Here is a 10,697-nt window from a genome sequence, read left to right on the forward strand (position 1 = left end):
CTCAGGACGGTGTCAGGCCTGGCGCGCGAGCAGCTCGCGCGCGCGTGTGCGGGCCCAGGTGTCAGCGGCGTACACGTCGTCCAGGCTCAGTTCCCCTCTGTGGTGGGACGCTCCCCCGGTACTGTCCGTTCGCTGGTGCTCCGAGACTACCTGGGAGACGGTGTCCATGATGGCCGGGAACGCGAGGTTTCCCCGGAGGAAGGCGTCGACCGCCTCCTCGTTGGCCGCGTTGTAGACCGCGGGGGCCGTGCCGCCCTCCGCGCCGACCTCGGCCGCCAGCCGGACGGCGGGGAACGCCTCGTGGTCCAGGGGTTCGAAGGTCCAGCTCTGGGCACGGGTCCAGTCCATGCCGGGCGCGGCGTCGGGCACCCGGTCGGGCGCGCCGAGCCCGTAGGCGATGGGGATCATCATGCTGGGCGGGCTGGCCTTGGCGATGGTGGAGCCGTCCACGTACTCGACCATGGAGTGGACGATCGACTGCGGGTGGACGACCACGTCGATCCGCTCGAAGGGCACGTCGAACAGCAGGTTGGCCTCGATGACCTCCAGCCCCTTGTTGACCAGGGTGGCGGAGTTGACGGTGATGACCGGCCCCATGCTCCAGGTGGGGTGGTCGAGGGCGTCGGCGGGGGTGACGGAGGCCAGGTCGACACGGCTCCGGCCGCGGAAGGGACCGCCGCTGGCGGTGACGACCAGGCGGCGCACCTCGTCCCGGCGGGCGTACACGTGGCCCTGCGCGGGGCTGGCGAGCTCGCCCTCGGGCAGGTGGGGGAAGCACTGGGCGATGGCGAAGTGCTCGGAGTCGACCGGGACGATCTGGCCCGGCCGGGCGAGGTCGCGCACGAGCGGACCGCCGATGATGAGGGACTCCTTGTTGGCCAGGGCGAGCGTGCGCCCGGCACGCAGCGCGGCCAGGGTGGACTCCAGGCCCAGGGCCCCGGTGATGCCGTTGAGGACGACGTCGCACTCGCTCCCGGCGAGCTCGGCGACCCCGTCGGGTCCGGCCAGGACGGTGGCGCCGCTGCCGTGCTCGGCGAGGGAGCGCGAGAGTTCGGCGGCGCGGTCGGGATCGGCGACGGCGACCAGCGGGACGTCGAGCTCGACGGCCTGCTTGGCGAGCAGGTCGACCCGGCCGCCGCCCGCCGCCAGGCCCGCCACGCGGAAGCGGTGGGGATTGCGCTGGACGATGTCGATGGCCTGGGTCCCGATCGATCCGGTGGAACCGAGGATCACTACTGTTCGCTGCTGTTCATCTCGCACGTTCCCATTGTCGCGTAAGCCGCCGAAGGTTGCTGAGGGCTGTGGACAAGCGAAAGGGCCGCGGCCGGAGGCCGACCGTTCGGCCGCCGGGGAGACCGCGGCGTTCCCGCCGTCACCGGGTCTTTACAACCCGTACCCGTTGACCTAACTTAACCGGTGAGTAAGTTACTTCACAGTTAAGGCACGACACCGCCCACCGCACCCCCGGCCGGGCACGACCTCCGATGGCGAGACGGCGCGACGACCCATCGGCCCCACCCCGCCCAGTCCCCCGAGGTCCCCCGTATGCGCTCTGCCAGCACCCCCTTCCGTCCCGCCCCCGGCACGGACGCGCCACCTCCACGCAGGCCCGGAACCGCGCTCCTCCGCCGACTGCTGTCCTGCGCGTTCGTGGCCGTGCTCACCGCCGCGGCGCTCCCCACCACCCCGGCCTCCGCCACCATCGGCGCCACCATCAGCTACGAGACCATCGTCAGCCACGACGGCACCGAACTGAAGGCCAAGGTCATCACCCCCACCGGTGTCGAGGGCCCGCACCCGCTGCTGGTCATGCCCTCCGCCTGGGGCACGCCCAACCTCCTCTACGTCGGCGCCGCCGCCAAGCTGGCACGCGAGTCCGGATACCAGGTCATCGCCTACACCTCACGCGGCTTCTGGGACTCCGGCGGCGAGATCCAGGTCGCCGGCCCCAAGGACCGCGCCGACGCCAGCTCCGTCATCGACTGGGCGCTGGAGAACACGGACGCCGATCCCGACCGCGTCGGCATGGCCGGAATCTCCTACGGGGGCGGCATCAGCCTCCTGACCGCCGCCGAGGACGACCGGATCCGGGCCGTGGCCTCCCTGAGCGGCTGGGCCGACCTGGCCGCCTCCCTCTATCCCCGCGAGACCGTCGACACGCAGTCGGCCGAACTGCTCCTGATCGCCGGCCAGCTCACCGGCGACCCCAGCGACCAGCTCACCGAGATCGAACGCGAGTACCGACAGGGCAACATCCAACCCGCCCTGGACATCGCCCCGGACCGGTCGGCGGCCACCAGGACCGACGCCATCAACGCCAACGGCACGGCCGTGATGATGGCGCACGCCTGGAACGACGGCATCTTCCCCGTCGGCCACATCACCGATTTCTACGAGGAGCTGGACGTCCCCAAGCGGCTCATGCTCACCCCCGGCGACCACGCCACCCAGGAGATCTTCGGCGCGGCCGGACTGCCCGACGAGGTCTGGGAGTCCGTGGGCGACTGGTTCGACCACCACCTGCGCGGCCAGGACAGCGACTTCGACGCCGAGGGCCCAGTACACGTCAGGCCCAACAACGGAAACGGAGGGTGGACCTCGTACCCCGACTGGCCCTCGGTGACCGGCAGCACCGAGCAGTACCACCTGGACAGGCCGAGCACCGACTGGTTCCGCTGGCAGAGCAGCGGCGCCATGGAGCCCGAACCCTCCACCGACTGGAGCTACCGCTTCCGGACGGGCGTCCCCACCCCGGCCGAGAGCGGCACGGTGATGCTCTCCGGAGCACTCCAGCAGTTCTTCGACATCCCGACGGGCGTGCTGCTGCCGACGGTGGACCGGTACCGGGCGGCCGTGTGGACCGGCCCCGCCCACCCCGACGGAGTGCGTGTGGCGGGCACACCGGAGGCCACCTTCACGTTCACGCCGTCCGCGGAGAACCAGTCGGTGTACGTGTACCTGTACGCGATCGACCGCCATGGCACGGGCTCGCTGCTCTCCCACACCCCGTACACGCTGCGCGGGGCCACGCCCGGTGAGCCGGTGACGGTGAACACCGAGCTGGCACCGGTGGTGTGGGACGTGCCCGCCGGGCACCGCCTGGCCGTGGTGGTGGACAGCATGGACGCTCGCTACCTGGACGAGAGCGACATCGGTGACCGGGTGAGCGTGTCCTCCCCCGAGGGCGCCCCCGCGCGGATCACGGTGCCGTTCGCCTGACGGGTGTCCGGAGCGCGCCGAACTCCCGCACCGCGTGCTCCGGGCACCTCCGGCCGTCTCCGGCGTGGCCCCTGCGCCGGAGACGGCCTTTTCTTCCCCTCAGAGGCGCGACACAAACTCAAAGTGCCACACCGACTACGCAGAGTGTGCAAGGATCTGGTCATGACCTCGTCCACCGCACACAGGATCCTCGCTCCCCTCACCGCCGTCGCGGTCGCCGCCGGGGGGCTCTTCCTCGCCGAGAAGCTCCCCGCCCCGGCGTCCGCCGTCACCCAGGCCATCCACACGGCGTACTCCCCCGCCGAGCGGGCCGAGGACGTCCGCGAGCCGCTGTCGCGTGTGGACGGGGTCGCCCACCAGTCCGCCGCCGTGACCGGTGACCAGCACCAGGCCGTGCTGGACTACTGGACCGAGGAACGCATGGCCGCCGCCAGGCCCATCACCAGCATGCTGGAGGGCGCCCTCCCCCTCCCCGGGGACGAGGCGCCCACGGACGACACCGTCGAGCACCAGGCCGCGCCGCGCCCCGACAGCACGGGTGAGCGCTGGACCGCGGGCGGGCTGGTCACCAGGACCACCGGCAAGGTCTACCTGACCATGAACGGCCGCGACTTCACCTGTTCGGCCTCGGTCGTGGACGCGGCGAACCGGAGCACCGTGGTCACCGCTGGCCACTGCGCCAAGGACGGCCGGGGCTCGTGGGCGCGCAACTGGACCTTCGTCCCCGGCCACGCGGCCGGGGACAGCCCGTACGGGAGGTTCACCGCCAGCGACATGCTGGTGCCGCCCCAGTGGTCCCGCCAGGCCGACGACAGCTACGACTTCGCCATGGTGGTGCTCAACCGCGACGACGGCACCACCGTCCAGGAACGCGTCGGCTCCCAGCGCATCGCGTTCGGCACCTGGAGTGAGGAGCGGGCGCGCGAGGGGGTGCAGGTGTACACGTTCGGGTACCCGGCGGCGTCACCGTACGAGGGCAGGTACCTGCACTACTGCTCGGGCCGCACCGTCCCGGACACCGGCGGCACCACCGCCAACGGGGTGCGCTGCTCCATGACGCAGGGCTCCAGCGGCGGTCCCTGGTTCACCGGTTTCGACCCCGACACCGGCAGGGGGGCGATCGCCTCGGTGGTCAGCTTCAAGTACGCCGACGACCGCCGCACCCAGTACGGCCCCCGCCTCGGTTCCGAGGCCCGGGACCTGTACGAGCACGCCTCCCAGCTGTAGTCCGGGCGGGGCGGGGCACCGCTGGGAGGGGGACGCGAACGGGCCACGGGGTGCGCACACCACCCGCGTGGCCCGTCCCGTCGAAGGCGCTCCCGGCCTCAGCGGGGAGAACGCCTCACAGGTCGATTCCGGTGAACACCATGACCCGCTCGTAGGTCAGGTCGGTCATCGCCGCGCGCACGCCCTCCTTGCCGACGCCCGACCCCTTGACACCGCCGTAGGGCATCTGGTCGGCGCGGAACGTGGGAACGTCGCCGACGACCACACCGCCGACCTCCAGTTCGCGGTGGGCGCGGAACGCGGTGGGCAGGTCGCGGGTGAACACACCGGCCTGGAGCCCGAAGTCGCTGTCGTTGACCGCGGCGAAGGCGGCGTCGACGTCGGCGACGCGCTGGAGGACCAGCACCGGGCCGAAGACCTCCTCACGCACCACCCGGGCGTCGGCGGGGGCGTCCGCGAGAACGGTCGGCGCCACGGTCACACCGTCGCGGGCGCCGCCGGTGAGGAGCTTGGCCCCGGCCGTGACGGCCTCCTCGATCCAGGAGGCCACACGCTCGGCGGAGGCCTCGTTGATCATGGGGCCCACGTCGGTGGCCGGGTCGGCGGGGTCGCCCACGCCGAGGGCCTCCACCCGCTCCACCAGGCGCGACACGAACGCGTCGTACACGCCGTCCTCGACGATGACGCGCTGGACGCCGATGCACACCTGGCCCGCCTGGTTGTTGCCGAACAGGGCCACCCGCTGGGCCGCCCAGTCCAGGTCGGCGTCGGAGAGCACCACGGCGGCGGCGTTCCCGCCGAGTTCCAGGGTGACGTGCTTGTGCGGGGCCCGCCGGGGCAGCTCCCAGCCGAACGGCCCGCCGGTGAAGGAGATGACGGGCAGGCGCTCGTCGGTGATCAGGGAGGCGGCGCTGTCGTTGGACATGGGCAGCACCGACACCATGCCGCCGGGCAGGTTCGTCTCGGCGATGATCTCACCCAGGAGCAGGGCGGTCATCGGCGTGGCGGGGGCGGGCTTGAGGATGACGGGCGCGCCGACGGCGAGGGCCGGGGCGATCTTGTGGGCGACCAGGTTGATGGGGAAGTTGAACGGCGAGATCCCCAGGACCGGCCCCTTGGGGACGCGGCGGATCATGGCCATGCGGCCGGTGCCGCCGGGGTCGGTGTCCAGGCGCTGGAGCTCCCCGCTGTCGCGTCGGGCCTCCTCGGCCGCCCAGCGGAACACGGACACGGCGCGCCCGGCCTCGCCGCGGGCCCACCTGATCGGCTTGCCGCTCTCGGCGGTGATGGTCTGGGCGATCTCCTCGGAGCGCTCGCCGATGCGCCGGGAGATGTGGTCGAGGGCGTCGGCCCGCACGTGCGCGGGCAGGGCGGCGGCCTCGGCGGCGACCGCGTGCGCGGCGGCCACGGCCTCCTCGATCTGCTCGGCGGTGGGCACGGAGACGGTGCCCGCGGCCTCGCCGGTGTAGGGGTTGACGACGGTGATCTCGGTGTCGCCGGTCGCGGCGGTGCCGGCCAGCCAGAACGGACGCGTAGACATGCCCGTGACGCTAGTGCCCGGTTCTTCCCGAACGCCTTGTCCACGGTCGCCAATCCGAACACGCGAATTGGCCATGGTGGAGCACGGTGCTCCGGCTCCCCGTCCCTCGGGCGGTTCAGCCCCGAAGAGGAGGGTGTGCGCCGGTGTACCGGACGGTATGGTCTGAGGACCTGACAGCCTGGCCAGGGATCTTTGATCGACCGACTAGCGCGGGTGGGCTCCCTTCGTCCACAGTGGTGAGGAGGGCTCTGCCAGCGTGTTCGGCCGGACCCTCGGGTCCACCGCCGCCGACGGGAGCCCGGGAGTGCTCATTGCCGCTTGTCTACCGCACGCTCGTCGCAGTCCCGGAGCACGACGGCGACCTGGTCGCCGTCACCTCGACGGTCCTGTCGCGGTGGCTGAGCAAGCGCGGGAACTCGGGCGCGCGCGTGGACTTCTCGGCTTCGGGCCGCCATGAGCTGAGCAACCGCTCCCGTGCCCTGGTCGTCCGGCACGACAACCCCGACGAGGGCCTGTCCTTCCTGCGGCTGACCACCGAGTCCGACAAGGCGGACGGGGTGTGGCGGACCACCGTCACCGCGGTCCTCGACCCGGCGTTGTCCCCGTGGCTGTACGCGTGGATCGACATGGCCGTCGACCCCGCCTCCCCGGTGGAGGACGGCGCCGAACAGTCCAGGCTGGACATCATGCCGCCCGAGGCGGCGCGGATGCTCCTGGACGCGGTGAACGGCCACGACGGCGACTTCCCCCTGCCGTCCTCGCCCCGGATCGTGCGCGGACGTGACGAGGCGCTCGTCGACACGCTCCTGGCGACGATCCGTGATCCCCGGCGGCGCATGGCGGTGGTGGCCACCGGGGCGCCCCGGGACGTCACCGTCGCCGACTGGCGCGGCGCCATGACCGGAGCGCTGGCCCGCTGCACCGGCATGTGCGCCGGATACGTGCTCGACGCCGCGGCGCAGGAGGGCGTCGGAGGGCGCCTGCCCCCGTGGCTGGACATCCCTCCCGGCGGGGTGCGCACCTTCTTACCGGGCGTGGACCCGGCGGACGAGGCGGACGCCGCCCGCCACCCCAGGATGAGCCCGGCCACGCTCGACACCGCCCGTGACGGCGGGGGCCTCAGGAACTGGGTGGGCGCCGCGCTGTCGCGACGGGTGCGCGACAACGCGCTGGGGATGCTGCTGCCCGAACCGCTCCAGGCGGTGGACGCCCTCCTGACCGAGGAGACCGACGACCTCCGGCGGACCAGTGCGGTCACGACGCCCCGGCCCGTCGTACCGGCGGCCAGGGGCGCGTCCGTCGTCCACCAGGCGGCACAGGCCCCGTCCGGTTCCTCCGGGCTCGTCTCAGCGCAGGAGCACGAGGTCCTGGAGCAGCAGGTCCAACGGCTGCGCGAGGAGGTCACCCGGCTCAGCGCACGGGTCAGCGATCTGTCCACGGAGCGGCACGAGCTCCTGGCCGAGACCGCCGACCTGGGCGAGGAACTCGACACCGCGCGCGAACAGCTGCGCGCCGCCCGCTACGAGAGCCGCTGGCTGCGCGAACAGGCACGCGAGGCCGGGCTGTTCCAGCTGGCCGCCACGGCCGCGCCCCGCGACCCGCAGCGCAAGCCCCCGGTCAGCGTGCGGGAGCTCCTGGAGCGGATCACCGACGACTCCGTGCTGCCGCACCTGTTCTTCACCATCGAGGACGCGACGGTCTACGAGCTGTCCGACAGCCGCAAGGAGTCGTTGTGGGTCACCCGCGCGTGGGAGGCTCTGCTGGCCCTGAACGACTACGCCCGGTACCAGTTCGACAACCCGGGCAGCGGCCTGGGCTTCCACTCCTACCTGCGGGAGACCCCGGACGGGTACCAGGTGATCCCCGTCAAGCGGCTGGCCTCCCAGGAGTCGGACTACGTGCGCAACCGGGGCAAGCTCAACGACAAACGCCTCTTCCGGGTGCCCGAGGAGGTCGAGCCGAGCGGGCGTGTGCCCATGTACGCGCACATCAAGCTCGACATCGAGTACGGGATCTGCCCGAGGCTGTACTTCTACCCGCACCTGGGGCCCGGGACGACGAACCGCGTGTACATCGGTTACCTGGGCCGCCATCTGCCCGTACAGCAGTCGAACTGAGCCCGTCCGGCCGCGCGTACCCTGGGGGCCGTGACAGGAACGAGTACCCAGGCGCCGACCGCCCTCCCCCAGGCGCGGTGGCGCGAGCGCGCCGAGCGGCACCGGAACCGCGTGGACGCGCTGGTCGGCGACCACCTGCGACGCCGCCGGGAGGGCGTGCGCCACCCGGTGGAGGACTTCCTGTTCACCTACTACAACCTCAAGCCCGCGCAGCTGCGGCGCTGGCATCCGGGTGTGGGGACGGTGCTGCTGGGCGAGGACGCCCGCGCCCGCCTGGACGAGCGGTTCTACACCGAGCTGCCCGGCGGCGCGGTGGGTCTGGACACCGGGGCGTTCCTGGCCGCGCGGCCGGTGCTGGACTTCGTGGAGCGCCTGTTGTCGTCGGTCGCCTCGCGCCCCGCCCACCTGGGCTGTTTCGGACTCCACGAATGGGCGATGGTGTACCGGACCTCGGAGGTACGGCACGGGCAGGTCCCGCTGCGGCTGGGCCACGAGGGCACCGACCGGGTGGTGGAGTCGCACCGGATCAGGTGCTCGCACTTCGACGCGTTCCGGTTCTTCACCGACGCCGCGCGTCCGCGCAACACCCTCCAGCCCACCCGGGAGCGGCAGGCCGAACTGGACCAGCCGGGGTGCCTGCACGCCAACATGGACCTGTACAAGTGGGCGTACAAGCTGACCCCGGCGGTGCCGTCGGAGCTGGTGGTGGACTGCTTCGAGCTCTCCCGGGAGATCCGGACGCTCGACATGCGCGCCTCCCCGTACGACCTGGCGGACTGGGGGTACACGCCGGTACGGATCGAGACGGCCGAGGGCAAGGCCGCGTACATGGAGGCGCAGCAGGGGTTCGCCGAGCGCGGCGCGGTGCTGCGCGAGCGCCTGCTCGCGGTGTGCCGGGACCTACGCGCGGCCTGATCCGCCCAGGGGTTCGGCCGGGGACCGGCGCGCCAGCGCCCGCAGTCCGACGGCCCCGCCGAGGAGGACGATCAACGCCGTGACGGCGACGACCGCCAGGGTGGGCGCCGTGGCGTCACCGGGCGCGGTGGCGAACGCGCCCCACGCCGGGAAGAGGGCGCCCGCGACGAGGGTGAGCGTCCCCGAGGCGAGGAAGTAGGGGCGGGCCGGTCGGTGCGCGGCCAGCCACGCCTCCCGCGACTCGGTGGTCGCCGGGACGCGGATGCCGGGGCTGCGGTCGGGGCGTACCCCGGGGTGGACGGAGTGCTGGCCCGTCCAGAGGAGGAAGCCGCCCAGGGCGGCCAGGAGGAGTCCGCTGGTCAGCCAGGGGATCACGTCACTTCGCCTTTCACTGGGGGTCGGTGGGGTCGAGGCCGCAGGAGGGGGATCCCACGGGCATGCGGTGGCGGTTGGCGGACACCCAGCGGTAGGCGGCGCGGTTGAGCGCGCGCAGCAGGGGCAGGCGCGCCAGACGGCCCAGCGGCCGGGTGAGGGGGCGTCCGTGCAGGAGGAGTTCGGCGACGGCGTCGCCGCCCGAGAAGCGGCGCCCGTCCGCGTACACGAACCAGGCGCTGGCGTCGGTCTGCTCCGGGGTCAACCCCGCCGAGTGAAGGTCGAAGTCCTGCCAGGCCACGAAACGGCTGCGGGCGTGCAGCCGCTCGCGGGCGAAGACCACCGAGCGCTTGCAGAACCCGCAGTCCCGGTCGTACAGGAACGCTCCGGTACCGGGGACGGTGTCCAGCGAAGGCCTCATGCCTCCATCGTGCCCGGCTTCGGGTGTTTTCTCCCGTTTCCCCTCGGGGTTTTCGCCCTTCACCAGACTCGGACCAGTCCCACCTGGCGCCCCACGCCCTCCTGTGGGCGAACTCACACGCGGCCGGGCGGGCTCAGGAGGCGTCGGAGGCCGCGCGGGCCCGAACCACCTTCTGGGTGCGCCACACCCCCAGGCACAGCACCACCAGGCCCGCGGCCGTCGGCACCAGGATCGCGGCCAACTGGAGGCGGACGTCGTCCAGGAAGGGGAACAGGACGATGGCCAGTGCCATGACCACCCCCGAGGCGATCGTCCAGGGTGCGGACCGGAAGTGCACGGCGTACCAGGCGTCGTCGTCGGAGAGGGTGTACGCGGTGCGGATGCCGACCACCATGTTGGGGCGGATCCGCCCCCGGGCGCCCAGGTAACCCGAGACCATCAGGGCCAGCGGGGCGATCGCCAGGACCACCATGACCCAGGCGGTGGCCCAGCCGGTCAGGGGTTCGGTGCCGTCGGACACGGCGGCGAGGAACGGCGGCAAGGGGGCTCCTTCCGTCGGATCGCCGGGAGGGCGCGGGGTTCCCGTCCCGACGGGTGCCGGACATCCAACCCTAGACGAGACGGTCGGCCGACCACGGCGACGGGCACGGCGGCCGGTCGACGGGGCGCGTACCCGCGGGGCACGGGGAAGCCCCCGTGCCGCCGGGATCCGGCGACGGCACCGCCACCCGGGGGCGGAACGGCGTGAGGGGGCGGCCGCCCCCTCACTCACGGTTCACCGTGTCACTCCTGGGCGCCGGTGTCCCTGCGCTTGCGAGCGAAGTAGACGGCCCCGCCACCACCGGCGACGGCGGCGATTCCGGCGGCCACCAGAGCGGTCAGGGCC

9 protein-coding genes are annotated in these 10,697 nt (G+C 72.6%); 4 read left to right on the plus strand and 5 right to left on the minus strand.

Annotated features, from left to right (window positions below; translation table 11 throughout):
* Window positions 1-12 precede the first annotated feature (12 nt).
* Complete coding sequence (dxr, locus tag D455_RS0116895) at window positions 13-1,233, minus strand: 1-deoxy-D-xylulose-5-phosphate reductoisomerase (protein ID WP_017571891.1); 1,221 nt, start codon at window positions 1,231-1,233, stop codon at window positions 13-15.
* 312 nt (window positions 1,234-1,545) lie between these two features.
* On the opposite strand from dxr, the gene D455_RS0116900 reads away from it, so the two are divergent.
* Both D455_RS0116900 and D455_RS0116905 read left to right on the plus strand, forming a co-directional pair.
* Window positions 1,546-3,219 (plus strand): CocE/NonD family hydrolase, encoded by a 1,674-nt coding sequence (locus D455_RS0116900; RefSeq protein WP_017571892.1) that lies wholly within the window; start codon window positions 1,546-1,548, stop codon window positions 3,217-3,219.
* Between the two features lie 162 nt (window positions 3,220-3,381).
* Window positions 3,382-4,446 carry a trypsin-like serine peptidase gene (locus D455_RS0116905; RefSeq protein ID WP_017571893.1) on the plus strand — a complete coding sequence of 355 codons (1,065 nt, stop codon included), beginning with the start codon at window positions 3,382-3,384 and terminating at the stop codon, window positions 4,444-4,446.
* Window positions 4,447-4,561: 115 nt separating this feature from the next.
* On the opposite strand, the gene D455_RS0116910 is transcribed toward D455_RS0116905, so the two are convergent.
* Window positions 4,562-5,986, minus strand: a complete 1,425-nt coding sequence (locus tag D455_RS0116910; protein WP_017571894.1) for an aldehyde dehydrogenase family protein — start codon at window positions 5,984-5,986, stop codon at window positions 4,562-4,564.
* A 311-nt stretch (window positions 5,987-6,297) separates the two neighbouring features.
* Here D455_RS0116910 and D455_RS0116915 point away from each other — a divergent pair, with 311 nt between their 5' ends.
* Window positions 6,298-8,103: a hypothetical protein gene (locus D455_RS0116915; RefSeq protein ID WP_017571895.1), complete on the plus strand. Its 1,806-nt coding sequence runs from the start codon at window positions 6,298-6,300 to the stop codon at window positions 8,101-8,103.
* Between the two features lie 30 nt (window positions 8,104-8,133).
* Window positions 8,134-9,018 (plus strand): hypothetical protein, encoded by an 885-nt coding sequence (locus D455_RS0116920; protein ID WP_026122707.1) that lies wholly within the window; start codon window positions 8,134-8,136, stop codon window positions 9,016-9,018.
* Here D455_RS0116920 and D455_RS30795 read toward each other — a convergent pair.
* The 3 genes from D455_RS30795 to D455_RS0116935 form a co-directional block, all read right to left on the minus strand.
* A complete protein-coding gene (locus tag D455_RS30795; RefSeq protein WP_017571897.1) occupies window positions 9,004-9,393 on the minus strand; it encodes an SdpI family protein in 390 nt (129 codons plus the stop codon). The genes D455_RS0116920 and D455_RS30795 overlap by 15 nt on opposite strands.
* A 13-nt stretch (window positions 9,394-9,406) precedes the next feature.
* A complete protein-coding gene (locus tag D455_RS0116930) occupies window positions 9,407-9,811 on the minus strand; it encodes a thiol-disulfide oxidoreductase DCC family protein (RefSeq protein ID WP_017571898.1) in 405 nt (134 codons plus the stop codon).
* Between the two features lie 133 nt (window positions 9,812-9,944).
* The gene (locus D455_RS0116935; RefSeq protein ID WP_017571899.1) at window positions 9,945-10,352 is read right to left on the minus strand and encodes an SdpI family protein; all 408 of its coding nucleotides are present in this window, start codon (window positions 10,350-10,352) and stop codon (window positions 9,945-9,947) included.
* Between the last annotated feature and the right edge of the window lie 345 nt (window positions 10,353-10,697).

This window comes from Nocardiopsis halotolerans DSM 44410 (genome assembly GCF_000341065.1).
Classification (GTDB): Bacteria; Actinomycetota; Actinomycetes; order Streptosporangiales; family Streptosporangiaceae; genus Nocardiopsis; species Nocardiopsis halotolerans.